This is a genomic window from Chitinophaga sp. LS1, from assembly GCF_034274695.1.
Lineage (GTDB): Bacteria > Bacteroidota > Bacteroidia > Chitinophagales > Chitinophagaceae > Chitinophaga.
Window position 1 is genome coordinate 7,952,831 of the sequence record NZ_CP128362.1, and the last position, 26,087, is coordinate 7,978,917.

Below are 26,087 nucleotides of genomic sequence, written 5' to 3' on the forward strand. Positions count from 1 at the left end.
AAGTAAAAATGCTTTTTTATAATGGCATACTCTCGGGCATTGCTGATTTGTATTTTGGACAAATACTATCTAACAATGCCGATGCTGTTTCAACAGTATATTCATTGGCGATAATTTTCTGCATAACACTGTTATCCTCTTCATTCAGCGGTATACTGGCTTTAAATATTTCATTCCAATGATCATAATTCCAGGAATTGCTTCCATGGTAAATATAAACGTAGAGGAGTGGCATCTGTTCAATCAATGCCAGCTTTTTATGCTCATGTAAATACTCTATAATCGGCGTGTCTTCACCCCAGATCAGATCGTCGTATCCTTTTTCCAGCATGGCATCCTTTCTGCACAATACGCTACCTTCCCACAATCTTCTGTTTGAAATATAAGCCTGCTGCTCTACGCAGCTAAACACCATCCAGCGTGTAAGAATAGCTCCATCTTTACCTGTTTGCTGAATGTACCGATACGCAAGTTCGAGTCTTTTTGAATGGTACCAGTCATCATCATCCCATTGGCTGATGAACTCACCGTCAGCTTTAGAGATCGCATAGTTGCGCAGCTTTCCGATAGTTAACTTTGGATTTCCTGATACTTCCAGTATAACAACTGAACTATCATAGGTATGTGTTTTAAAGAAAGCTTTCGTCAATTCATCTATATCCTCATATAATACAACCAGCTGTTTATTTGGATAAGTCTGGTTAAGAAAACAATCTATTGCTCTTTCAAGCAAATCAGGCTTATCTCTTGTGATGCATACGCAAGAGATTAATGGAAGAACATCTTTCATTTTATGGGTGGGTTTATTAACAAATTGGCATACCGTCTTTTATCTATGATACTTCAGACCCATTTAATGGCTGCAATAAAAAACATTTAGATGAAAAGTATGAATTTGTTATCCTTTTAATAGTGGTAAATAATTAAATGTAAATACTCCTCTAATAATGGCGAACTTCATTACATAACACGAAAACACATGGACAAATAATTATTTCAAAAGAGTATAGATAATGATCCAACTGATGATGCAATCAACAATACTATCAACGGGCTAATCATTCTACATCACCAAGGTAATATGTGAACCAAATTATCTACCTCTAAGTTATATTTTTTTTCTAAAAAAACTAAAATTGAGCAATATTCATTTTCCATCATTACTAACACTTACGAACATACGCTTATATAAATTTCAACAGAATCTCTCTTCTCGTAGGGTCATTTGGATAATCCAGCTCTGGTACCGGATATGTAAACTGGGTGTTGATCTTATCGGCCCCGGCGATAAGTCCTTTTTTAACGAATGTTACTTCGATCAGGTCTGGCATTACAACATCTGTCTGCTCATCTTCAAGATCAAAAAGTAAAAAAGTATGGCCTGCATTATTTGCATGAATATGAACAAGTTCAAAATTTTCTCCAATCCTCTCCATAATTGCTTTCACCTCACGCAGCCTGTTTTTTAAATCATGGAATTCAACCAACAGCTGATTTACATTTCCTAACAGACTATAGATATCATCATTTTGAAAAATCTCAAATTCGCCGCCCTCGATATCCAGTTTTAGTAAGATCTTTTTATCCTGCTGGTTAAACCTTCTTAAGTGGTTTGCAAAAGTATCATACTTTTCCTTTTTCGTAACACTGATACCTTCATTTACAAAGTTGACATCTTTTTTATCCAGTTCTTTCTTTTTATTATACAAAAAAAGACCTCTGGTAATCTGCTTATAAATCTGGGAGAACCTTAAAGTAAAAAAATGTTTACGTATAGCCTTCCAATCCAGTAGATATATACCCACCATTGTAGGATCAAACATCAGTACTTTCTTCCCTGTCACTTCATTAAATGCCTCTTCAAAGGATATTTCCCAGCCCACACCATAGGTAAAGAGCACTTCCGTTTCCGGAATAATTCTGTTATAAACGACATAACCGCCATCTCTGTTTCTACCTAGGCGGGCTTTATTCGATATAGGTAGTGGTTTTAAAAAATCCAGGTTGTTTTTCATGGTAGTATTTATTTAGGTGATGCTTATTTTTTTCGAGGAGCTCACAGAGCCTTAAAAAAGTATGCTTACTCACTACATCCAGTTTCTGAACAAAGTCCTTTCTGTAAGGCTCATTTTTCCAGCTATGATAAGCAGCATACTTAACGGGATCGTTATCCAGCTCAATGAGGTAATCAGCCAGGTCTTTTACCGACGAAAAATCATGCACATTTATAAAGCAATGCTCGCCAGGTGCAAAGTCCTTTATATTGGGGGCACCCAAATAAACCGGCACTGATCCAACGATCAATGGGTGATAGAATTTTTCTGTCACATAGTCTTTAGCGATTGCGTTTTCAAACGCGATGGAGAACTTATAGCCTGATATAATTCCAGCTTTGGTCATAATACCATCATCTTTGGGGAGCTCTCTGTTATTCATTACTTTGCCAAAAGAATGAACATCTATGTATGTGGCCAGTTCTTTCAGGTATTGAATACGATTGCTCAGATCAAAATCACTGGAAATAAACGCATTGATCAATTGTGACTTATCGACCGGTAGCCTGCGCATCATTTCATTATAGCTACTGTGGATGTAGGGTAAAGGCACATCAGCATCCATTTTATAGCTGATAGTAATGTCAAACAATGCCTGTATTTCAGGTGTAAATTGCCATTGGTAGTGTGCATCGCATTCCATTGTCCAAAAGACCCATAGTTGCCCCGCACGCTTTTTGATAGCAGCAAATTCTTCTTTTGTTATTGTTGGCATATGGAGGACTACCACATCTGCTTCATTCATCTGGTTACGATCATCTGTCAGAATAAACCCATCTTTCACGGGCACTTTAGACAGATCATCACTCATACTCCATATCTTATTGTATAGCAGAATACTGCAAAGCTTCATTTTTACTTATATTTTCGGGTTAGCATTTTTTCCCAACAACAAGATTGTTACTTCCTGTTTCGGTTACGAAGCCTGCTGCTTCTAATAATTGTTCCATTTCAATATAACTTGGCTGCCAGCCACTTTCTCCTGTAGGGCCCAATACGGTAATAGCCTGATACATGGATCCCAGCGGGCCGCTCCAGTCATTATTCAGGAAAAATTCATAGATTAACACCACTCCGTTTTCAGGCAGGCTATCATACACCTTTTTGAGTATGAAGAAACAATCAGACTCGCTCCAGTCATGCAATACATTCGCTAACAATATGACATCAGCATTATCCGGAAGGTCATAACTAAAAATGTTGCCTGTTACTATATTGATTTTATCGTCGTGCCCCAGTTTTTGTGCAGCGTTACTTACGATTCCAGCCACTTCAGGAAGGTCGTAGATGGTACATTCCAGATGCGGGTTTTCACTTCTGATCCCTACACACCATCCACCGCTTGCACCACCGATGTCCATCAAACGGGTATGTTTTGAAAAATCATACGCCATGCTCAACTCCTTTCCTTTTGCAATACGCCAGTTATGACGAGTTTCAGCGATAAAAAAGTCGAGGTTCATGCCGCTCACACCAGTTACGCTCTCATTGCTGTTGCGTATTTGATACCAGGGTTGCTGTGGTACATTTCTTAAACGATCTTCAAATGCAGCAAGGCTTTCTGGTGCAAATCCTGAAAGGTCCCGTATGATATCAGGGTTGGTCAGATAAGCTGTTGAAACGGGCGTTGGATAAAAAAGTCCGTCCTGCATACTGATCAGTTTCAAACCACAAAGGTACTGGGCTAAAATTCTTGCAGAGGTAATCTCCAGATCACAAACATCAGCTACTTCCTGCAGGGTTAAAGGCCGCTGTGCCAGTGTCTTAAATAATGGCGTTTTAATAGAAATTTCAAACACGTAACTATAGACTCTCGTCCATAATACTTCATACAAAACGTCTACCTCTTCCGACACCTGGGAAGTCTCAGTTTTAATTGCAATACTCATATCATGTAGATTATATTAATTCAATCCGGTTCATTTAAAAAGCAAGAGAACCTTTCGTGGCTTAGGTTGTGTTCTACCTTAATGATGGTTTGGTTAACTATATTAACCAGGGTGTACTTTCTACACCTGGAAATTAATCAAATTAAAATTTCATTATCCTATTTTATCATTCAAAATTTAAATAGGTATTAAAAAACGGGAATACTTCTGTATACAATCTTCCATCTCTTCCAGAAAGATTGCCTGCATGGCCACCCAAATATTCCTCTGCAAAATGTTTGATTCCAAACTGCTCCAGCTGCTTGCTGAATTCCAGGCATGTTACAGGTACATGCTTATTCTCGTCATTTCTACCCCAATCTAATTTAATCGCCTTCAAACTCTTTAAAGCAGCCAGATGATGTTCAATCATCCTTGTAGGAAAATTTTCTTCCCATTTTTTCTTCACTTCCAAATCAACAACAAGGCTATTATTCACATAGTAAGCCGGCATATCGGCATAAAATGGTGGTTTATTTTTATCAGGCGAATATGTCCTACCCAGATCGACCATCAATCTGCATCTGAAGTCATCCATCACTTCTTTTTTAGACTTTGCCGCAGAGAGCAGTTTAAAAGCTGGAATACCAATGTTTACCCCGTCGGACCAATTCAGTACAGCCGGTGTCATTGCATAAACGCAGGAAAAGACATCCGAGAAAAGCATGGCTATTTTTAAAGCACCATTGCCTCCCATTGACAGTCCTGTTATACCTCTTCCATCACGGGATTTGATAGTCCGGTATTTGCTATCTATCAGTTCAACAACATCCTTTGCAATATAATCAGCCCATTTACCGGTAAATGAGGAGTTCGTATAAAAGCTTCCTCTATATTCTGTTTCGCTATCCGGCATTACCATGATCATTGGTCTTACCTGATGCGTAGTAATGGCATCATCAAGGGCCTCGCCTATCCCAATCATAGAGGTACTATCACTGGCATCATAGGCATGTAAGCAATAGACAACAGGATATCTGGCACTACTTTTATCATATCCCGGAGGCAGGTATATACTTACACGTCTCAGTGCATTTTCTCCTGCCGGGTTTCCTTTTATGGAAGCAGCCACGAATCTCAGGTGAACAATGGTACCATGCCCATTTGTTTGTGCAATACTGTTTATTGACCGCAAAAGCAACATTATCAGGAATGCCCCTAATATACGTTTCAATGCAACTGGTCCTGCTTTTACCATTTGATCTAATTTTACAATTAAGTATTATCTCATACGTCTTTTCTGATCGTTCAGTCCATTATCACGATTACTTGGACCTTTTATTTTCTGGTTACCAAATCTGTAGCTGAAAGCAATTTTTACCTGCTGGGTTTCCCACTTATTTCTGTTTACATAATACAGGCCACCAAAATCACGTTTCAGGCTGAACTCCAGCGAATTGAAGATATCAGATACGCTCAGACGTAAAGTACCTGCATCCTTCAGAATCTTCCTTTGTATACCAGCATCTACAGTCCATTGGCTGTTCACGAGCGCCGGTGCATCCAGGAATCGTGAATTATAGAATCCAATAATCTCAAGGCTCCATTTATTATATCTGAAAGTATTATTACCTGATGCACTCCATGTATTCTGTGACAAATCCATATCTGTCTGACCTGCGCGGCCCTTTACCTGTTGGCGATATCCGCTCAGGGTATAATTGAAGTCCCACCACGGCGCTGGTGAATACTGGAAAGTGGCTGACAGATTCAGAGTATACAGGTGCGCTAAATTTGTATTGGTTTGAAAAGTCCGTCCGGCGGTGATTGTATCTCTATACCTTACAATGTAATCACGTGTATCAGTATAGCTTATAGAAGTTGTCAGCATCTGCTTGTAGATATGAGACAACTTCACCGTTTGAGACAATTGCGGCTTCAGGAACGGGTTACCTTTTACATAAGACAGCTCATCCAATACAAACTCGAATGGGTTTAAATCCTGATAAGCAGGGCGGTCTATACGCTTATTATATATCAGGCCAATTTCATTGTTACGGTCCAGTGAAAATGCTAATGCCAGATTCGGGAAGAAGTTAATATACTGACTATCCACGGACTGCACCTTATTGGCTGTAAGGGTATTCAGCTGGCCATCGACCTGTGTGTGTTCAGTACGCAGACCTGCCGCAATTGACAGCTTACTCAATACTTTAATCCGATAATCTATATAACCTGCTATCACCTTTTCATGATAGGTAAACTGGTTAGTACGCCCAGTATCTCTAACGGTTGCACTTTCAAATACATCATAATAATCAAGCCGGTTATTAGCCTGCACATAGTTAATCTTGGCCCCCAGGCTCAATACGCCACTGGCGAGTTTTTGGGAATAATCAGCTTTACCGGATGCTACCTTAATTTTAGTACCACTTGTATTACTATATATGTTACTGCTTGTTACCTCACCTTTTGCATTCTCATAATAGTTCGGCTGGAAGCCTGTTCCATCCATGTTATATGTCATGTAGCTACCATCAATGTTCAGCTCCCTTCCCAGGGAATCGGAATAACCATAACTACCGGTATAACTGAACAGTTTACTGTTTTTTGTTTGATTATTATTGGCAATCAGTTGAGAATCCAAATCTCTGCCTGTATGATAAATGCTGGTCGTGCTGTTTGAATTTGCTGAATAATCTGCAATATTGCCATCCATCATCAGACTGAAACGGCTATTCTTTGTAGCAAAGAAATCAGCACCGGCTTTAAAATTGTGAATTCTGTTATGTACAAGGTTGGTAAAGTACTGGTCGAAATGGGTATTTTCACCATTCACGTCCGCCTGCTGTCTTAAATATTCAAGGCTTGTTCTGTTATTACTATTCGCAAAATTATAGTTCCCATATACATTCACTTTCTTACTACGATAGTTCAAACTGGCGCCTGCATCATATTTAGGCATATAACGGCCAAAATTGGTTGTCAGGCTTACAGTACCATTCCACCCGACGTTCACATCCTTTTTCGTTTTAATACTGATAATACCTGCATTGCCTGCTGCATCGTATTTTGCAGATGGGTTGGTAATAATTTCAATCGTAGCGACATTGGATGACTGAATATGTTTTAACAGATCTGACAATTCCTTTCCACTCAGGTTTACAAGTGTACCGTCGAGATACACCAGCATGCCTTTTTTCCCATTTATCTGTATATCATCCTCATTCATGATCCTTATACCGGGTGATTTCCTCAGTAATTCAAAAGCCGATGTACCTGATGCATTAATAGTACCGGCCACATTGATAACCGTACGATCAGGCTTTACCTCAATCACTGGTTTACGGCTGGTTACGACCACCTCCTTAATCGTTTTTCTTTCCTGCGCCAATAAGATATTATCCAGTATAAGTGGTGAATTTTCATCCAGGTAAGCGACCTTCGTATCTTTATTATCAGTATAGCCTATCATCTTGGCTACAAGCAGATAGTTTCCCCTGGCCACATCTGTAAATAAAAAATGTCCTGCACTGTCTGCCATAGCCATTTTGACAATGGAAGAATCCACCAGGCTTAGTAGTGCCACACTAGCATAAGGAATGGGTTGGTTATTTTCATCTTTCACATTTCCACCTACTGTATGAGGGTGATTCTGCGCGTAAAGGTTTCCGGATAAAATGCATAAGAGCATTAATACAAAATTCAATTTCAATCTAAATAATTGATTCAAAAGTTTGTTCTTAGTCATGAAATAAGGCATTATCAAGGGAATTCAATATAAAATTTTTCAACTAACGATTATTTTTTTCAGCAGATCGCGATACAGTTGACCCATCATCCGAATCTGCTGCCTGGTAAATACTGACCTGTTAAACGTAAAATCAATTTTAATCGTGTTTGTAAATTCGCTTACATATACTGTCAGATCAAATTTACAATCTGTGTCATGGTCCGTCATTACAATATTTGATGGGTTATGTTCAAAATAAAGTTTGCCTGAAAGGTCATTACTGTTCATATCAAACTAAATAATAATATCATCAACCCAACGGGTATATTCCAGATTGGTATATACAGAATGAGTTTTGCTAATTTCCATGTTCAACCATTTTGTCAATCTCGTTGAGATAAATATTGGATAATAACGGAGATAGCATGCCGACTTGTGGAACCCCTTGTTTTCCTCCTGCCTTCAAGATCAATTTTATTAGATGTAAAATTTCCCCGTCTCCTATACGTTTTGCTATTTCTCTTAGTAAAATATGATGACGGATTGTGTTAAAATAATCTTTAAGATCAAGGTCAATCACTCGGGTCTTCCCACTGGGTAATCCTTCTTTCACTCGATTAATGGCATCTCCTGCTTTCTTTCCTGGTTGGTAGCCGAAACTACCAGGTTGAAAATCTGATTCGAAAATTGGTTCCAATATCAATTTCAGTGCAGCTTGTACTACTCTACATTTGATAGTTGGTATACCTAGGATCTTCGTTTTCCCATTCGATTTGGGGATAGAAACCTCCCGGTTGCGTTCCGGTAAATAACTCCTCTTTTCAAGGGACTGTCGGATTTCATTGAGGAAAGTATTGATTCCTTCCCTGGTTTCTATGTCTTCAAAACTTTTGCCATCTATTCTTGCGGCACCAGCACTCGCGCATACCTGCCTTTAGGCTTCTTCAAGCGTACTCCTTTTAAATAAATGAACATATAGCCCCCCAGAAACGATGTTGGGGTGTCATTTTCACCTGCTGATATACCATTCTTCGCAGATCCTGCAATGTGATTGGAGTATTTTTCATCTCTCCCTTGCCTCTCTTTTGTTGAAAGATTAATTAATAGTAAGGTCCCTTCACTCTACTTCAGTTACGAAGTTTCTTCGCTAGTATGAACCTTTCCGACTCCCTTCCACGTTCACCAGATTTCTCCTTTTGGGTTATACTGGATAGCTATTCCATCTGTTTCCAGATTTTGCGGCGAGGACCTCTCCAGTTGCTTCTCAATCCCTTGTTTACATGCTGTTGCTAACACCCCACCATCGTAAAGGGCCGTTTCAGCTAACTTTCAAAGTACTTTATGCTGCCTTCATTCTAGAGTTAGGAACTCTGCCTTATGGAACCACTAATTTCGGGGCTACCTATGAATTTACTTTCATTACGGCCTGTAAACTCGTACCCTTGCTTAACAAGGTTTATCAATGGGCTTCAGATATTACAGTTTCCCAATATAGTCTGCCATTTAACTACCGGACTGTTAACCTTTATCCGGGTGAAACTTTCATCCACTGGAACTAAGAAACCTTTGCTGGACGCACATCTCTAATTCTGCAGCATTGATTATTTTGGATAAATCATGCGCAGGGGTATTGGGTTGTGGCAAATGTGTTTCCATCTTTAAATAATAGTTTGTATAAAGTATACAATGTTTCCATATTACAGGCATGTGACTTCCTCTCCGCAATGTGTATTGCAGATCAATAAAAATTTCAAGACGAACATCCATCCTTTAAACAGGTGTTGATTTGAAGCAAAACTCCCCCCTCATAAACCTTTCATATCTACATGGAGATCCAATTAATGGTTAGGTTAAAAGCCATCGTAAAGGATATAGATAACCTTATAATGTTTGTATCTATACCAGGTAAACAAATATTTTTTATACATTAAATAATATTGATAAACTGGTTTATTGAGTTCAATGCAAAAGGCAACAAAATAATGGCATTGAGTTTATCATAATCATGAAATATTGAAACGTGTAAGTTTAATTGCTTTCCGCATAAACTAATCAAGTATCATTTCGCGGAACCAAAAATAGAATTTCAAAAATTAAATAGCAAGTAAAATATTTGTGAATGGGCTGTTTTTGCACAAGGGAACGAAATAATGGTAAAATCATATAAACAACGGATAATATTACACTAATAGTACTGATTATACCGTAGAAGCGACGGCATCAACGTGGACTTGAGGTGGAAGGAGATTTTATGCAGGATTTGTATTTGCCGGATGGAAATGGGAATAAGGGAGTAACGGCAGCAGCGCTGAGGCAGGTGAATAGTCAGTGCGGAATCGCCGATGTTTACGAGGCAGATTTTTTAAAGGAAGTTTGCCCACTTCCATTGTTGTAAAGGAAACCAAGTGAATCTTTTGTACTGTTTTCGATCACCAGTTCAGCTTTTTTTACTTTAACTGAGTCTTTTTTAACCTGTAATGCTGATTGGGCTAAAAGAGAAAATGTAAAAAACAATGCAATGCATAAAGTTAACATTCTGTGCATGGAGAACAGACATTTAAATTTTAAACTGAAATTATTAAAAAAAGGTAGCAACAGTCCAGCTGTATGCCGGACTTGTAAATTCCGGAGTATGTTGGTTCTTCGTCACTTTTGGTGGCTTACTAATGTTAAGTACTGAAAGCGAAGGTAACATATAGAATAAATTCCATGTGGTCACAAAACTTAATATTTGATTATGATGCGTTGGAGCTTGATTTATTAGAATATAAAATTGATGCAGGACATATTACAATATTCATGAGGAGCAGGAAAAGATCTCAATCATGTCCTCTTTGTAATGCTTTGTCGACAAGACTGCATAGTTACTATCACAGATCATTTAGGGATTTGCCTGTATTTGATAATAAAGTACTGATAAAACTAAAATGCAGAAAATTTTATTGTGAGAACGAAGCTTGCGCTAGAAAGATTTTTGTTGAACCTCTAAAGAACGCATTTTCCAGATATAGCCGGGTCACGAATAGATTAAGTAAGAAATTATTGAATATAGCATTATTAGTTGGTGGAAATATGGGAGCTAGATTATCTAATACCCTGAATATTGCAACGAGTAGTTCTACATTTATCAGATTAATACACAAACAAAAAATGCCTCAAAATCTTGAGACAAATGCAGTAGGAATAGATGATTGGGCATATAAGAAAGGGCAAAATTATGGTACTGCAATAATTGATTTAAATTCAAGAAAGATTATCGATCTACTACCAGATCGCGAATCCAAAACTGTGGAAGATTGGTTTAAACAAAGGCCTTATATAAAAATTGTAACACGAGATCGTTTTGCCAGGTATGCAAAAGGTGTTTCAAATGGTGCTCCCCAGGCAGATCAAATTGCAGATCGCTGGCATTTAATCAAGAATATGGGTGATGCCTTAATCAAATTATTAGAACGCACCCGCCAAAGTATGAAACCACAACTCTTGATAAAGGCAATGGATGCCAATGAAAATTTGGAGTTAGGGAATCAAACATTGACAAAATCCTCCTCTGGTAAAACACCTAAGAGATTTTCTCAGCTGCAGCAAATCAAAGCATATTATAAAGACGGCGTACCGATAAGAACCATTGCCAGACTGGTTGGAGCAATCAGGAATACTGTGAAAAAGTATTTGCATCTTAATGAGCCTCCTCCAAAAATACCCTCCAGAAGCAACTTAACTAAGTATGTCGATCATTTAAAATCCAGGTTGAGAGGATCCTGATGTGAAATTATTGAGTTATGGAATGAAGTTAAAGAGAAAGGATATAAAGGATGTAAGAGTGTCTTTTACGAACATCTGAGAGGATATCAGAAAGGAAAACGTTACCCAATTATATCTTCATCTTCAATACCCTACTGGTCAGCAAGAAAAGTGAGTCTATTATTATACCGAAAAACTGATCAATTATCTACGGAAGAGAGAGAATTAATAACTATGTTAAAAGATCGGTCGGTGGATATCAAATCAGCGTCATTATATGCAAACAATTCATTTTAACTTTAAATAAAGTTTAAAAATAGTTAAAACTGAATATTACCTATCACCTTTGCCAGTATCTCCGCAATAATCGCCCCTCCCTTATCTGAAGGATGTATCCCATCATAAGTAACATCTATCGCTTCCTTAGGATAAGGATATACATCTCCCACAGTAAATGGTATTTTAATATAATCAGGATAAGTATACTCTTTGTACTCGCGCGTTAAAGGATCCCTGAGATATTTAAACTTCACTGCCTGTGCTATCCCCAACCTGAGTTCACTATAAAGATCCACTACCTCCAGGTTTTCTTTCTTACCAATTGCTTTCACCGCATTAACAAAAGATTCCAGACTCTGTCCCTCCTGATCTTTATATGATCCCCAGCTACTGAAATTATGATTGAGAATGTAAACAAAATCGCCACGCTGCATAGGTGTCATCAGTATAATATGTGCTTTGGGGTTAAGGCTACGTAATTTGTCAATAATCACCCTGAAAGCCCCACTTAGAGTAGCAATCCCGGTGTTGTTAGTATAATCCTCCAATGTACCGGTTTTTACTCCCAACCACCAGTCATTAGTACCCAGGAATATCGTATAAACATCTGATGGCTTCAGATCCAAATCATCAATTTTATAGGCAATTTCAACGCTTGTCAGATAATTTTGACCTTTGTTGATATAGGTCAGGCCTGGCACCAGTTCTGTTGTTCTTGTTATCCATCCTTTTTCAACCCGGTTCTGACTTTCTTCCAGGTGGTCATTTAAATACGTAAAAGAATCGCCAATCGCTGTCCAGGTAATTTCTTTTTGTGGCATAAAAGAACTCAGCACCAGTGAAAAAGGGAGTAATAGGGAAAATAGTTTGTACCCTTTCATATCATTCTTTTTACATATATACGTAACATATATTTTTATGGTTGCAAACTTTTTGACATGAATATTACCTGCTCCACTAATTTTATGCATGATTCCTATGTAAGCATGTCCGGAAATTTTAATAATTTCCTGAAAATCATCTCACGAACAAAAATCTGCTAAGACCCAAACTATTATGACTCCTAACTTTACTAAAGAATAAATTTTTTCATCTGAAAAATGATACCTTCATTTCCACCACCGAATTTCATTCGTAACATCCTTAATATTCACCAAATTGACATCCAGATTCCAATTACCTGATATTGCTAATGATGACTTTAAAGCAACAATTGCCACGACCAAACAGGCTATAAAAACTTTAAAAGAAAACAATGATATCGACTCTTTAGCCCAGGCATATACTCACCTGGCTAATACCCTCTATCATTTAGGAAACTATCAAAAAGCACAATTGTATTGGAAAAAAGGGAACAAATTCATCCATTCAAAGACGGCCCCATCTCTCGTATCATATTCCTACCATACAATAGGAATAATACTAAAGGCCAAAAACAAATTCAGACTGGCCCAACAGGCATTTATTAACGGCATTAAAGCATGTCCGGAAAATCCCCATCCGGAGTTATTCATTCATTTATCATCGACTCAATTTGAATTACATCAATTTGATAAAGGAAGAGCTAATCTTGAAAAAGCACAGCAAGTAACGAATGCAAGTCCCGAATTAGATGAATTAGCCGCTCATTACTTTATACAGGAAGGAAAATATAAACAAGCAAAGCAAAAACTCCAGTCAGCCTTAAAATCATTCAAAAAGATCTTTGATGAAAATAATCCTAATGTCATCCGGGTTCATTCTTCACTGGACCAATTAAAATCAGGCGGAGAGCATGAGCTTCGCATTCAAATAACTACAGGTAGTCTTTTCTATTCTTTCAAAGAATACATCAACATTTTTATTGCACTGTATAAGCAAACCGTTGATATGTTTGGAAGTATTAAAGCAATTACCAAACACCCCACTACCGATCAATATCTGCACGATTACCAATTCTTCTCCTTTACTAAGTGTTGTAAAAGCTTCAATGCATTTTCCGCCCTGATAAACAAAGGAACCCCTGAAGACGCTATGGTATTATTGTACGCTATATATCGGAACTATCTTACAATGGCATACCTTAATAAAAATCCGAAACAAGTACTCCCTATATTTAAAACGCCCAACAATAAACCTGTAGCACTAATCGATCTGGTTAAATTATCCCCCTATCCGGAAGATAAAATAATCCATAAATTCCTCGATACATATCTAAGTGACTTCGCATATTCTAATTTTACAACATCAGAATATTACCGTAGTGTGGATGAAACATATTATCAATATAGCGCTAAGAATATACTGCTCCAGGCAACAGAAATTGGTTTATACCTTCAATTACTAATCATTAAAGAAATCGGCAAATTGATAAGCAATGATAAATGGAAAAATCTTGTTGCTAAATTTATTAGGGAAGCGACACCTTTGCTTGTTGCCAGAATAGAAGTAACACATAAGGAAGATAATAAGCTTATGACTGCAATGAAAAAAAGATTAGCTTATGCAAATTAGAACCACTATTCAATTAGACCGTTTTTGATGCCCCCAAAGACCTTCAATTAAAAATAAGCCTATAAATGTATATTTGCCACGCTATGAACCCATATTATCTCCTTTTATCCCTGATCATCATTGACGGATGTCAATCAGCTCCACAGCAGAAAGGAATACGCAATGATAGCACCCACCCGTTTGAAAATGCTATCACTGAATTACAACCCACCAAAAAATTCCATGCCGTCATCACTACCGACCTTAATAATGATGGTAAAATAGATACCATCACGATGTCTGGCCCTCCCCTGGATCCCGGCACATTTCAACAGATTGAAATCGCCTTAAATGGTGGAGACATAAAAACTTTTGAAACTGATGGCGCCTGGGACACTATAGACTCATCGTTCCTGAAAGAAAACCAGAATGCCGTCAATTCTCCCCTTGTCTTTGTTTACAAAGACAACAACCAGTTCGCAATATTGCTATTTGGATATATCTATGGGGCAGGAAGAGAAGATTTCAATATTATCTATGGTAAAGGAGCTCACTTTAAAATGGTTTTTGACAACGCATTTGAAACCCCTATGAAATTGCAGGATATCAATCATGATGGTCAATTAACATTACTAGGTCGTGAAGGATGGGTGGAGTTATATGGCAGAACAACTATAGATAGCCTCGGACCTGTCGATATCGGTACCTATGACCCATTTTCCGTGCTAACAATTGACATGGATACTGTGGTGATGGATGAAACAGCTACCCGCGAGTACAATGAACAGAACTATATATGGCTTGGGCCAAAAGCGAGTGAATCACTGAAAATTTATTATCCCGAAAATGGAGGTAAGCCTGTATTAGCAAAGTAAAAATTGAGGCATCACAAATGCGATGCCTCAAAAAATACACTTATTTATTCCGCTTCAAACAATACCCCCCAATACCTATTCCTCACCTTACTCCCATTCCCATGAAATACTCCAGATACCGTATCCACCATTGATTAATCCAAATAATATCCCAATTGCTTCAACCGCTCCAATATCGATCCCTTCGTCCTGTCAAAATACACCGTCAGCCTGCTCACCGGCATCCCCTTCTCAAACATGATCTTCAACTCCTCATCCTGCCCTGCCGACCATGGCTTCGCCGCCTCTTTCAACGCTGCTCTCTTCTTAATAATACCCTTTTCGGGCGTAGACGTATGCTTATTAATTCTTCTCAGTGAAGAAGTCTTGACATTATTATAAGGATTCCCTTCTGCCTTCACCTTCAATACATTGATATAAGGCGAGGCTGGAAAGCCCGCAGGCACGAGCGTCTCAGGAATATTCAACTGCCCCTTGGTCCTTGTAACCGCAACATATAAGAGGTTCACCTCCTCCATCAACCGATCCACATCTGCCTCTTCCTTCTTATTCAATTCCTTCAGCTTCTCCTCTGCAATAAAATCATTCACCAGGTACACCGTATCATACTCCATCCCTTTCGCCCTGTGCACTGTTGAAAAGATCATCTCTGCCTTATGACGATCCTCATCCCCTACATGCAAAGCTTTCAACTTCTTCATGATTGCAAAGATCTCATTCCCATACTCCTTTACAATCTCCACCATCGTCGCCAGCTGCACATCCTCCGTTTTTTCTATATACTCTTCCAGCTCATCCAGGTTCCGCATTGACTTCACCACCTTATCATTCACCCTGTCTAAATTCCCATTCTGCAGGTTCAATACGTCATACAATGATGTACCATCATCTGCATAGGTATATGAATTGATATTCCCCTCGAAATAAATATGCTTCACCTTCGGGTTATCCGTAATAAAATCTATCGCGTTCAGCAACAACCCAAGATTCGTTCTCGCGATCGTTGCCTTCAGGTTCCCCAGCTTCACAGGCTTTGGCCTGCCAAAAATGGAGACCTTTTGCGTTTCAGCCATGTGATTCTTCCAAAAGAGGATCTCAGATGCCAGATTAGCCACATCCTGCACATACCGGAAACTTGTCGATAACCGTAGTAAATCGTAATGAGCCTTCTCCAATGAGTTCACCGCATGCCGCCATCCGTAAATTTGCTGGTGTACATCACCTACTATCACTTTCGTCGCCTCCTGCTTCAGGATCACATCCAGCATTACCCCGGAAGCATCCTGTGCTTCATCAAAAAGTATATAGTCGTAATATAAGATCGGATTGACCAACTGGAACTTTTTCAAATAGAAATCATGGGTGATCTCTATTTCCCCCGTATTCATTTTATTTAAAATCGCCCGCGTTCCATTTTCTATGGTGGTATAAAACTTTGTCACAAACGCTACCGCTTCCTTATCTGTCAGCGTTTCCAGATAGTTGAGCTCCACGATCTTTACCGTACTGCTGTTACAATAGTAAGAAAGGAATTTATTGATATGCGTCGCTATCACATATTCATTGTGCTTTTCTCCATTCCCCTTCAATCGCAACATATCCACAATCTCTCCATTCTTATACCCCTGCCCTCTTACCTTATATTTATGTGCAAATACAATTTGCTTATACGCCAATGAATGCGCAGTCCCTACCCGTACATTTGAAAGCCCTTTTGCTTCAAACTTACGTGTCGCCTCCAACCTGACTGATTTATTAAACGCAAGATATAATATGGAAGGATTGCCGGGCCTCGACGCAGCATACTCTACTATAGTCGTAGTCTTGCCGGATCCCGCAATGGCATTGATCCGGACACTGCCCCTTGATTGAATAATAGCAGTCTGCTCTTTAGTCAGCTTTATTGAAGAATAGCCATTCCCTTGTTCCATAATCGCGAATTTCCCGCTAAACACTGAAATAAAAAAATTGATATGATAAATATCCACACAGGTAAAGCCAGAAATTTATTTATTTGAGAATTAAAGGTAAATTTTAATGAAACAGCTTTTTTATAAGAAGCTGTTCATTATTCAACCATTTTTCGACAATGCAAATGTGTCTGCTACCCAACAAGGTTATTTAATAAACTTAATCTCCATAATCTTTTGCTCAAAATCAGTCGCAGGTACCAACGCCCGCGACTTGATCCGGGTCTTATAAGTATACACAGTACTTACACTATAATCCAGGATCTTCGCAATCGCCTCATGCTCAATAATCCCCAACCGCATCAATGCAAATATGCGCAACGTCGCATTCAGCGTTTCGCCCGACTTCGGCCAGATCTGGTCCTCTGTTTTCAACAACGCATTGAAGGATGCTATAAAATTCGGGAACATGGTCAAAAAAACACTATCCAGCATATTATACAAACTCTCCTTCTCTTCATTAATATGAATCCCCTTCATCAGATCGTTCACTTCATTATACTTCTTCAGCTTTATACTATGCAATGTATGCTGCTTTATCTTCTCCAACGTTTCTATATAAGATGAACAGGTCTTAAAAAATAACCCGATCAATTCCTCCTTTATCTTCGACGACTCCCACAACTGTTCATTCACATGCTCCAACTGCGCATTCTTCTCCTTGATCATCAGCTCGCTGGCCCTTATCTGCAATAGCTGCTTCCTGTAAATAAATAACAGGAAAAACAACACCACCGCCACTATCAAAAATGTCAAAAAGCCAATCAACAACTTATCCCGCTGATGTTGTTTCTCATCTATCACTTTCCCCGCCACCAGCGGCAACAATGACTCTATCTGCACTGCCCGGTTTTTCGCCCCATAAAAATTGGCATTGCGCGCCGCTGCCTGCATAAATATATAAGCGTCATTTGTATGGTTCATATGATACAACTCCTGCGCCAACAGGAATATAGCCAACGTCTCCTTCGTTGAAGACCGTACATCCCCAATCGCCGCCAACGCCAAAAAAAGTACTTTATCCTTCCCGTTATAAGCAGCCGCTATCCGCGTAGCCACCATTGCAATACCATGAGGTGACAACCGCTGCTCCATGATCAGATTGAAAAAATAGTCCGGGGTCAGACTTTTATGCCTCAATGAATCCGGCAAAAAAGCCAGGTCAATCTTCTTTTCAAAACTATTCACCGGCGTAATCACCCGCGCCATTCTAAAATCCAGATCCGACTGCTCATAATATCCCTTCGAAAAAAATGGATCGTTGTCATAATCCGCAATACTTTGATTCAACCTCGCCCGCATAGTCAGATAATCACTCCATTGCGCCTGTGTAAACCTGCTCGTATCAATTTTTCTAATTACATCAAACGCTTCCTTATAAAATCCGGAAAAATATAAAGTATACCCCAACCTGATCTCACTCTCAATCAACAGATCCTTTTGATGAAACTGCTCTGACAGGCTCACCATCTTCTTTACATACACATATGCAGAATCAAATTTAAAAGAAGAATATTCCTCATATATTTTTGAACAAAGATCATATTGCAGCGTAAAATCATTGCTGTCCGCACGAAGCAATGAAGACCGCAAATCTCCTATCCTATTGATCCTCGTCAGGTCAAAATTGTTCTCTTTTTTCAACTCTGATTTAAGCACCTCCACCAAACTATCTGCATCAATATGCTGTGCATACCCCTGAAAAAATGCCAGTACAAAAACGGCTATAAATGTTATTCTATTCATATGTAAGTACCCTAAAAGTACATTTTTTGTCCTGAAACCCCTTAGATTTTTTCACCCCAAAACACTACCAACACACTGATTATCAACAACAAGCAATTAGATTTTTCACCCACCATCTCCCCCGGCAATACAAGTCGCTTAATTAGTGATTTATTTTGATCCGCTGCAGCGATGTTAAAAAATTTATCCACGTTCTACTATTAAGCACTCCGTTATGCTAAAAAATTATTTTTGTCTAATCTTTATTCTGCTTGGATACACATCCTTTGCTCAAAACAGGACGATCACCGGCAAAGTCATTGATTCTACTACCAACGATCCGTTGCCAGGCGTAACGATCCGGGTGGTAGGATCCAAGGCAGGCACCACCACCGACGCCAACGGTTCATTTGTATTAAGCATTAGTACAGCTGACCAGGCCCTCACTTTTTCTTCCATTGACTACCTCACGCAAACTGTCCGGCTCTCCACCCAAAACACCCTACTGGTAAAACTGGTCCAAAATGTCCAGGAACTAAAAGGTGTCGAAGTGGTCAGCGTCGGCTACGGTACTTTGAACAGAAAGGAAGTGTCAAGTGCCATCACCCACGTGAGCGCGAACGAACTAAAAGCCGTCGCAGGCAATAACCCGCTCATGTCCCTACAGGGAAAAGTAGCGGGATTGACCATCACCAACACTGCCACCGCCGATCCAAACTCCTCTCCCAACATCCAGCTACGAGGCGTTTCTTCCCGAAGCGCAGGTCTGGGGCCACTGTATGTCATCAATGGAGTGCCCGGCGGTAATATCGATAACATTAATCAGAATGATATCGAATCTATCGACGTGCTTAAAGGCGGTGCCGCATCTGCCATCTATGGTACCCGCGGTAGCAACGGCGTGATCATCATCACCACCAAAAAGGGAACAGGCGATTCAAAACTGGTGTACAATGGCTACGTGAGCCTGGACAAAATCACCATGGCTCCCCGCGTGCTCACTGCCAGCGAGTTCCGGCAATATCGCGTCAATGCCACCCCAACCATGGGTATCGACTACGGCGCCAATACTGACTGGATGAAAGCCGTAACCCGCAATCCTACCTACGGCCAGAAGCATACCCTGCAGATCTCCGGCGGTACCGCAAATGATAACTACTTTGCCTCTGCCGACTACCGGAATGCCACCGGTATTGACCTTCGTGCCTCTAAAAAGGAATATGGCGCACGTCTGAATGTGAACCATACCTCAAAGAGTAATGTCTATACAGTGGCGCTCAATGTGGCGCCCCGGTATATGAAAACCAGCAATGCCGATCAATCCAATTTTAATAATGCGATAACGCTCAATCCAACTCAACCCGTGTACGACAGTACCGGCTATCATTATCTCAACACCGGTTTCTTCTCCAACAACCCTGTTGAAAATGCCCGGTTGATCAAAAGTCAGGCTGAGATAAGAGAACTGGATATGAGCGGTTCTGTAAGAGTGAACATCCTCAAGAACCTGTATTCTACAGCGACCATCTCCAATATTAAATCCTCTTACAAGAACCTTTATTTCCGTCCGTCTACCATGACCACCATCGTGCATACAGGGCAAACAACTAAAACAAACTATGCCTCACAGGAGCAGGTGGACAACGATCAGCAGAATATTGAATGGACCATCAATTATGGCCTCAACTATCACCAACACCATTTCAAATTACTGGGTGGCTATTCCTATAGTTATTTCAATTACCAGCAATTCAGTGCCAACAACTACGATTTCCCATTCGATACTTTTGAGTGGAACAACCTGGGTTCCGGTACCTGGAATGGTGGCGACAAAGGCAATGGCCAGGGCGCTGTATCCTCTACTCAAAATGATTCCCGCCTTGCAGCATTCTTTGGCAGGATCAACTATGACTTTGATAATAAATACATCCTCACTGCCAGCATTCGTCACGAAGGCTCATCCAAGTTCGGTACTGACAATAAATGGGGAAATTTCCCTGCCGTATCCCTTGCATGGCGTATCTCTGACGAGAACTTCATGAAAAATAAGATCAGTTGGCTCAACGACCTGAAACTGAGAGCTGACTACGGCATCACTGGCAACCAGGATTTCGGTAACTACCTTTCCCTGCTGCTCTATGGTGGTTATGGATACTTCACCTTCAATGGTGTTACCTACCAGGTATACGGCCCTTCACAGAATGTGAACCCCGACCTGAGTTGGGAAAAAGCGATCAACTTTAACGCAGGCATCGACTTCGATATCTTCAATAGCCGCTTATCCGGTTCACTCAACTACTATGTACGTACAAACAAAGATCTGTTAGGATATTATAACGTACCACTGCCACCGAACTCTCAGTCACAAACATTCACCAATGTGGGTACTATGAAGAACTCCGGTCTGGAAGTACAATTGAATGCACAGGTCATCCGGAAAAGTGACTTCAATTATAATATCTCCTTCACCACCGCCCTTAATAATAACAAGTTCGTTTCTTTCTCCAACAAGGTGTATCAGGGCTCTCCTTACCTCGATCTGGCAGGATTACCAGCTCCCGGTAGCCCAGGTACAATTCAGCGTGTGCAGGAAGGCCACCGCATCGGTGAATTCTATATGTTAAGATCAGCAGGTGTAGATGAAAATGGTGCACTGCTGGTGTATAAAAAAGATGGTACTATCGTCACCGCCAACAATGCCAATGCAGATGACAAACAATTTGTAGGCAATGGTCTGCCTAAGTTTACCGGTTCACTGGGTAATGTATTCACCTATAAAAACTGGGACCTGAACATCTTCTTCCGTGGCAATTTTGGCTATAAGATCTTCAATATGCAGGCATTCTACCTCGGTACGCCTGCTACACAAACAGATGCCAATACATTGCGCTCTGCCTACGATCCGGGTAGTAAATATGCGAAGCTGACCAGTTCATCTACATTATCACTGGCCTCCGATTACTTCCTCGAATCAGGTTCATTTGTTAAGATTGATAATGTGACACTGGGCTACAGCCATGCTGTCAAATCCAAATTCATGCAAGCCTTCAGGGTGTATGCTGCTGCCAGCAACCTGCACACTTTCACCAGCTTCAAAGGTGGTGACCCTGACCTGTATCCCGTGAACGGTTTAACACCCGGGGTACAAGGTAATTTGAATTTCTATCCGGCTACAATCCAGTTCCTGGGCGGCTTACAGGTAACCTTCTAAAAAAGACAACCATGAAAAATAACTATATAGTGAAAGCTGCACTGGCCACATTGCTGATCCTTGGCAGCTGTACAAAACTGGATGAAACAGTATACGACAAGGTAGATGCTGACCAGTTCCTCACAAGAAGAGATGATGTGATCAGAGATTTTCTTCGTCCATTTGAACATGCGTATTGGAGCATTCAGGGAAATGATATCTATGCCGCCAGCGAGAACGCTACCGACGAAATAGGAACATACAACCGTCAGGGTGACTGGCAGGATGGTAACTACTACCAACGCATGCACTACCATACATGGACTACGCAGGATGGCTTTACAAGTGGCGCCTGGACTGCTTTTTACCAGGGTATCGTATTGGCCACCAACTCCCTGCAGGATATGGAAAGTATTACTGACCCTGCTAAACTCAATATTACTGCTACCGAACTTGCAGATTTTAAAGCAGAACTCAGAACACTGAGAGCCTGGTTTTACCTGCGTGCATTTGATTTCTATCGCAACATTGAAATCATCACCGATGTAAAACATACCACTACCGGCAATAAACAATCCACACCAGCCGAAACCTTCGCTTACATCGAGTCCGAATTAAAAGCTGCCATCCCTGATCTGCCTAAAAGAGCAGACTTAGGCAGCAACGGTATTGGCCGCTGGACACAGGCAGGAGCAGCAGCATTGCTGGTACGCCTCTACCTGAATGCACAGGCATATATCAACACAGATAGGTATACTGATTGCGCCACTGTAGCACAGGATATCATTGATGGTAAATATGGTGCCTATGCACTGGATACCCGTTGGGATGCGCCATTTGATTATACAAACAGCACGGTCAATTCAGAAACTATTTACGGTTTCCCTTGTACTTTATCACGTACTCACTGGCAATACGATGGCGGTATGTACTTTTGGAGTCTCACATACGATGCAGCTCCGCTATATTGTAAGTTTACTGATTTTGGTCAGTCAAATCCAAGATTTGCATTACAACCAGGCAGAGATGTAGACAGTGTGGAATATCCATTTGCACTGGGAAAACCATTTGTAAAATTCCAGCACTACCCTGACGATTATCGGCTTAAATTGTACAAGAACCTGGGCAACAGTACCCGTGAAGGTATGTTCCTCTTCGGTTACCTGCCTTTCGAACGTTCTGTGAATGGTGCAACTGTGCCAGATACGGTTCGTGGTAACAAAGGATCTTACCCTTTATTTATCCGCGACCAGGTAGGTTGGTTCCTCGATGCAAAGCCAGGTACAGTCATTGCTGACAAAGAATCCAACATGAATCATGCGGATCATAATTCAGGCATATTTATGTTAAAATATCCGATGTATCCTACTCCTGATGCCAACCGTATTACATCCGCCTATGCAGAAGTACGTTTGTCAGAAATCTATTATTCACTCGCTGAATGCAAATACAGGGCTGGAGATAAGGCTAGTGCTGCCGTATTACTGAATGCCGTTCGCAAACGTAACTATCCTGAAGGTTCTACAAGTCTGTATAAAACCGATGGTAGTCAGCTAACCGATCAGGAGATGCTGGATGAATGGGGTCGTGAATTCCTGGGAGAGAACCGTCGTCGTACAGACCTGGTTCGCTGGGGCGTATTTAACACCGGCACCTGGTGGGACAAACAACCTGATGCCGACAATCATACAGCCATCTTCCCTATCGGAAAAGATATCATGGGAGCCAACCCACAACTGGTGCAGAATCCCGGCTATGAATGATTATTAATAAACAATACAATAGATGATTCAAGTTTCAAAATGTTTCCTGTTCTTCCTGGGTGTCATGTGCTGGGGTGCGGTGAATGCGCAAAAGATCCCTATCCGGCAGTCAGGTCTGGTGGGCAATTCTATTGCTGAATTTATTCCGGAAGGCTTTGATCCATCGAAAACACCTTCATTAATGCTGCAACGTGAGCCGCCGATAAAAGGTAAGGTGCCTGCTAACTGGAAAGTAGTACCTGAATTTAATGGAACAGGTGCAAGTGTTAAACTGGATGAAGAAATCAGTTTATATGGTGGTGGAGAAGTAACAGGACCGCTGCTGAGAAACGGTCAGACAATCAAACTCTGGAATACCGACAATGGTGCATATGGTACGGATAGTGGCAAGCGACTGTACCAGACACACCCATGGGTAATTGGTGTAAGAAAAGACGGTTCTGCATTCGGCGTGCTCTTTGAAAGTCAGTGGAAATCTACAATGACCACCCACTCAGACAAGGTATCTTTTATTACAGAAGGCGGTACACGCTTCCGGGTATTTGTGATCGATCGCTCCTCTCCGCAGGAAGTAGTGAAAGGATTGGCAGAATTAACAGGCACCATAGAAATGCCGCCAAGATGGGCATTGGGCTATCAGCAATGCAGGTTCTCTTACCTCACGGAACAACGTGTAAGAGAAATTGCCGATACCTTCCGCCTCAAACAAATTCCTTGTGATGCGATCTGGATGGATATTGATTATATGGAAGGCTTCAGAATTTTCACCTTTAATAAAAAGAATTTCCCGGATCCGAAACAGCTCAATGCCGATCTGCATGCAAAGAACTTTCATTCCATCTTTATGATAGATCCCGGTGTGAAAGCCGATCCTGCTTATTCCGTATACCAGTCTGGTACAGCGCAGGATGTATGGGTGAAAGATAGCACCGGAAAAGAATATCATGGCAAAGTATGGCCAGGCGATTGTGCCTTCCCTGATTTCACGATTCCCCGTACACGGCAGTGGTGGTCCGGGTTGTACCGCAACTTCATGGCCAATGGTATAGATGGTATCTGGAATGATATGAACGAACCCGCTGTGATGGATGGAAACCTGGGTACCATGCCATACAATACGCCACATCGTGGGGGTGGTACATTACCCGCAGGCCCACACCTGTTATATCACAATGCTTATGGCAGACTGATGGTACAGGCTACCCGCGAAGGTGTGATGGCAGCCAACCCGGATAAGCGTCCTTTCATACTCACACGTGCAAATTTACTGGGTGGACAACGCTATGCTGCCACCTGGACGGGTGATAACCTGGCAGATGCACAGTTTATGAAAGTATCAGTTCCTATGTCCATTACATTGGGTTTATCAGGACAGCCTTTCAGCGGACCGGATATCGGAGGTTTCCTGGAAAATACTTCTAAAGAATTATGGGCAGACTGGATTGGATTTGGTGCGCTGTTACCATTTGCAAGAGGCCATGCCTGTGAAGGAACGAATAACAAAGAACCATGGGCGTTTGGGCCGGATATCGAAAAGACATCCCGCATTGCACTGGAACGCAGGTATCGGTTATTACCTTATCTCTATACGTTGTTTTACAAGGCACATCAGACAGGATCACCCATTATGCAGCCTGTCTTTTTTGACGATCCGGCAGATGCAAGGTTGAGAGCAGAAGAACAGGCATTCCTGTTAGGAGAAGATCTGCTGGTCATCCCTTCATTTGCACAGAACCCTGCATTGCCAAAAGGTAACTGGGAACAGTTGCAATTGATTGACGGAGATAGTCAGGATGCACATCAGGCAAGATTAATGCTCAAAAGCGGTCGTATTCTTCCTGTAGGGAAAGCAATACAGCATACAAATGATAATTCATTAGAGGAACTGACATTGTTTATTTCTCTGGATGGTGCAGGCAAGGCGAAGGGAGAATTGTACTGGGATGCTGGTGAAGGCTGGGGTTTTAAGAAGGGAGAATATTGTCAGTTAACTTTTCAGGCGAAAGAGGAAAAGGGAGTGACTAAAATTAGTCTGGCTTCAAGGAATGGGAAGTATGATATAGACAAAGAGATCCATCATATAAATGCAATCGTCATAAAAAATGGGGAGCGCTATCAGGGAGTGATTACACTCAAAGGCGGGGAGATAAAAACGAATTGATTATGGTTTGAATCAGGTCCACATCAAAAGGCATCGACGCTTGTCGGTGCCTTTTCACTCGCGAAATTTTTCGAAAATTACAGTCGTGGAGACCTCGCGATGGCGACCGTTATGCCCCGTGTAAATCAGCTGGATGCCTCGGAAAATATTGTCTTTTACTTTATCAACCTGGGCTTTTTCAATCCTACCTTTTATACTAACAAATTTTTTGCCGATGCAATACTGAATGCCGTAAACCTAAACCGGGCAAGGT

The 26,087-nt window shown here is 40.8% G+C and carries 17 protein-coding genes; 6 read left to right on the plus strand and 11 right to left on the minus strand.

Annotated features, from left to right (window positions below; genetic code table 11):
• Window positions 1–16: 16 nt before the first annotated feature.
• The 8 genes from QQL36_RS32600 to QQL36_RS32635 form a co-directional block, all read right to left on the minus strand.
• Complete coding sequence (locus QQL36_RS32600; protein ID WP_321568130.1) at window positions 17–790, minus strand: glycosyltransferase family A protein; 774 nt, start codon at window positions 788–790, stop codon at window positions 17–19.
• Between the two features lie 394 nt (window positions 791–1,184).
• Window positions 1,185–2,015, minus strand: a complete 831-nt coding sequence (locus QQL36_RS32605) for an FkbM family methyltransferase (protein ID WP_321568131.1) — start codon at window positions 2,013–2,015, stop codon at window positions 1,185–1,187.
• Window positions 1,969–2,907: a glycosyltransferase family 10 domain-containing protein gene (locus tag QQL36_RS32610; protein WP_321568132.1), complete on the minus strand. Its 939-nt coding sequence runs from the start codon at window positions 2,905–2,907 to the stop codon at window positions 1,969–1,971. The genes QQL36_RS32605 and QQL36_RS32610 overlap by 47 nt, the downstream gene beginning before the upstream one ends.
• 19 nt (window positions 2,908–2,926) lie before the next feature.
• Window positions 2,927–3,943 (minus strand): methyltransferase, encoded by a 1,017-nt coding sequence (locus QQL36_RS32615; RefSeq protein WP_321568133.1) that lies wholly within the window; start codon window positions 3,941–3,943, stop codon window positions 2,927–2,929.
• 166 nt (window positions 3,944–4,109) lie between these two features.
• The gene (locus QQL36_RS32620; protein WP_321568134.1) at window positions 4,110–5,180 is read right to left on the minus strand and encodes an alpha/beta hydrolase; all 1,071 of its coding nucleotides are present in this window, start codon (window positions 5,178–5,180) and stop codon (window positions 4,110–4,112) included.
• Window positions 5,181–5,204: 24 nt separating this feature from the next.
• Window positions 5,205–7,616: an outer membrane beta-barrel protein gene (locus QQL36_RS32625; RefSeq protein ID WP_321568135.1), complete on the minus strand. Its 2,412-nt coding sequence runs from the start codon at window positions 7,614–7,616 to the stop codon at window positions 5,205–5,207.
• 397 nt (window positions 7,617–8,013) lie between these two features.
• Window positions 8,014–8,556, minus strand: coding sequence for a reverse transcriptase domain-containing protein (locus QQL36_RS32630; RefSeq protein WP_321570572.1), 543 nt, complete (start codon window positions 8,554–8,556; stop codon window positions 8,014–8,016).
• 1,445 nt (window positions 8,557–10,001) lie between these two features.
• Window positions 10,002–10,199 (minus strand): hypothetical protein, encoded by a 198-nt coding sequence (locus QQL36_RS32635; protein WP_321568136.1) that lies wholly within the window; start codon window positions 10,197–10,199, stop codon window positions 10,002–10,004.
• A 165-nt stretch (window positions 10,200–10,364) separates the two neighbouring features.
• On the opposite strand from QQL36_RS32635, the gene QQL36_RS32640 reads away from it, so the two are divergent.
• Window positions 10,365–11,420 carry an ISL3 family transposase gene (locus tag QQL36_RS32640; protein WP_321568137.1) on the plus strand — a complete coding sequence of 352 codons (1,056 nt, stop codon included), beginning with the start codon at window positions 10,365–10,367 and terminating at the stop codon, window positions 11,418–11,420.
• Window positions 11,421–11,719: 299 nt separating this feature from the next.
• Here the strand turns inward: QQL36_RS32640 and QQL36_RS32645 are convergent, their stop codons facing one another.
• Window positions 11,720–12,559, minus strand: coding sequence for an SGNH/GDSL hydrolase family protein (locus tag QQL36_RS32645; protein ID WP_321568138.1), 840 nt, complete (start codon window positions 12,557–12,559; stop codon window positions 11,720–11,722).
• A gap of 277 nt (window positions 12,560–12,836) precedes the next feature.
• Between QQL36_RS32645 and QQL36_RS32650 the strand changes: the two genes are divergently transcribed.
• Window positions 12,837–14,171, plus strand: a complete 1,335-nt coding sequence (locus QQL36_RS32650) for a hypothetical protein (RefSeq protein ID WP_321568139.1) — start codon at window positions 12,837–12,839, stop codon at window positions 14,169–14,171.
• 83 nt (window positions 14,172–14,254) lie between these two features.
• Complete coding sequence (locus QQL36_RS32655) at window positions 14,255–15,025, plus strand: hypothetical protein (RefSeq protein WP_321568140.1); 771 nt, start codon at window positions 14,255–14,257, stop codon at window positions 15,023–15,025.
• A 134-nt stretch (window positions 15,026–15,159) separates the two neighbouring features.
• On the opposite strand, the gene QQL36_RS32660 is transcribed toward QQL36_RS32655, so the two are convergent.
• Window positions 15,160–16,956 (minus strand): 3'-5' exonuclease, encoded by a 1,797-nt coding sequence (locus tag QQL36_RS32660; protein WP_321568141.1) that lies wholly within the window; start codon window positions 16,954–16,956, stop codon window positions 15,160–15,162.
• Window positions 16,957–17,142: 186 nt separating this feature from the next.
• Window positions 17,143–18,741, minus strand: a complete 1,599-nt coding sequence (locus tag QQL36_RS32665) for a DUF6377 domain-containing protein (protein ID WP_321568142.1) — start codon at window positions 18,739–18,741, stop codon at window positions 17,143–17,145.
• A gap of 214 nt (window positions 18,742–18,955) precedes the next feature.
• Between QQL36_RS32665 and QQL36_RS32670 the strand changes: the two genes are divergently transcribed.
• From QQL36_RS32670 to QQL36_RS32680, 3 genes are read left to right on the plus strand one after another with little or no spacing between them, the layout of a single operon-like run.
• Window positions 18,956–21,931: a SusC/RagA family TonB-linked outer membrane protein gene (locus tag QQL36_RS32670; RefSeq protein WP_321568143.1), complete on the plus strand. Its 2,976-nt coding sequence runs from the start codon at window positions 18,956–18,958 to the stop codon at window positions 21,929–21,931.
• Between the two features lie 11 nt (window positions 21,932–21,942).
• Entirely contained in the window at window positions 21,943–23,673 is a 1,731-nt protein-coding gene (locus QQL36_RS32675; protein WP_321568144.1) for a RagB/SusD family nutrient uptake outer membrane protein, read from the plus strand.
• Window positions 23,674–23,695: 22 nt separating this feature from the next.
• On the plus strand, window positions 23,696–25,834 hold the full coding sequence (locus QQL36_RS32680; RefSeq protein ID WP_321568145.1) for a TIM-barrel domain-containing protein: 2,139 nt from the start codon (window positions 23,696–23,698) through the stop codon (window positions 25,832–25,834).
• Window positions 25,835–26,087: the final 253 nt, after the last annotated feature.

Excerpts from the sequence above, each read along its gene's own strand:
- QQL36_RS32600 (WP_321568130.1), bottom strand. The coding sequence starts at position 790 with ATGAAAGATGTTCTTCCATTAATCTCTTGCGTATGCATCACAAGAGAT.
- QQL36_RS32605 (WP_321568131.1), bottom strand. The coding sequence starts at position 2,015 with ATGAAAAACAACCTGGATTTTTTAAAACCACTACCTATATCGAATAAA.
- QQL36_RS32610 (WP_321568132.1), bottom strand. The coding sequence starts at position 2,907 with ATGAAGCTTTGCAGTATTCTGCTATACAATAAGATATGGAGTATGAGT.
- QQL36_RS32615 (WP_321568133.1), bottom strand. The coding sequence starts at position 3,943 with ATGAGTATTGCAATTAAAACTGAGACTTCCCAGGTGTCGGAAGAGGTA.
- QQL36_RS32620 (WP_321568134.1), bottom strand. The coding sequence starts at position 5,180 with ATGGTAAAAGCAGGACCAGTTGCATTGAAACGTATATTAGGGGCATTC.
- QQL36_RS32625 (WP_321568135.1), bottom strand. The coding sequence starts at position 7,616 with ATGCTCTTATGCATTTTATCCGGAAACCTTTACGCGCAGAATCACCCT.
- QQL36_RS32635 (WP_321568136.1), bottom strand. The coding sequence starts at position 10,199 with ATGCACAGAATGTTAACTTTATGCATTGCATTGTTTTTTACATTTTCT.
- QQL36_RS32640 (WP_321568137.1), top strand. The coding sequence starts at position 10,365 with ATGTGGTCACAAAACTTAATATTTGATTATGATGCGTTGGAGCTTGAT.
- QQL36_RS32645 (WP_321568138.1), bottom strand. The coding sequence starts at position 12,559 with ATGAAAGGGTACAAACTATTTTCCCTATTACTCCCTTTTTCACTGGTG.
- QQL36_RS32655 (WP_321568140.1), top strand. The coding sequence starts at position 14,255 with ATGAACCCATATTATCTCCTTTTATCCCTGATCATCATTGACGGATGT.
- QQL36_RS32660 (WP_321568141.1), bottom strand. The coding sequence starts at position 16,956 with ATGGAACAAGGGAATGGCTATTCTTCAATAAAGCTGACTAAAGAGCAG.
- QQL36_RS32665 (WP_321568142.1), bottom strand. The coding sequence starts at position 18,741 with ATGAATAGAATAACATTTATAGCCGTTTTTGTACTGGCATTTTTTCAG.
- QQL36_RS32670 (WP_321568143.1), top strand. The coding sequence starts at position 18,956 with ATGCTAAAAAATTATTTTTGTCTAATCTTTATTCTGCTTGGATACACA.
- QQL36_RS32675 (WP_321568144.1), top strand. The coding sequence starts at position 21,943 with ATGAAAAATAACTATATAGTGAAAGCTGCACTGGCCACATTGCTGATC.
- QQL36_RS32680 (WP_321568145.1), top strand. The coding sequence starts at position 23,696 with ATGATTCAAGTTTCAAAATGTTTCCTGTTCTTCCTGGGTGTCATGTGC.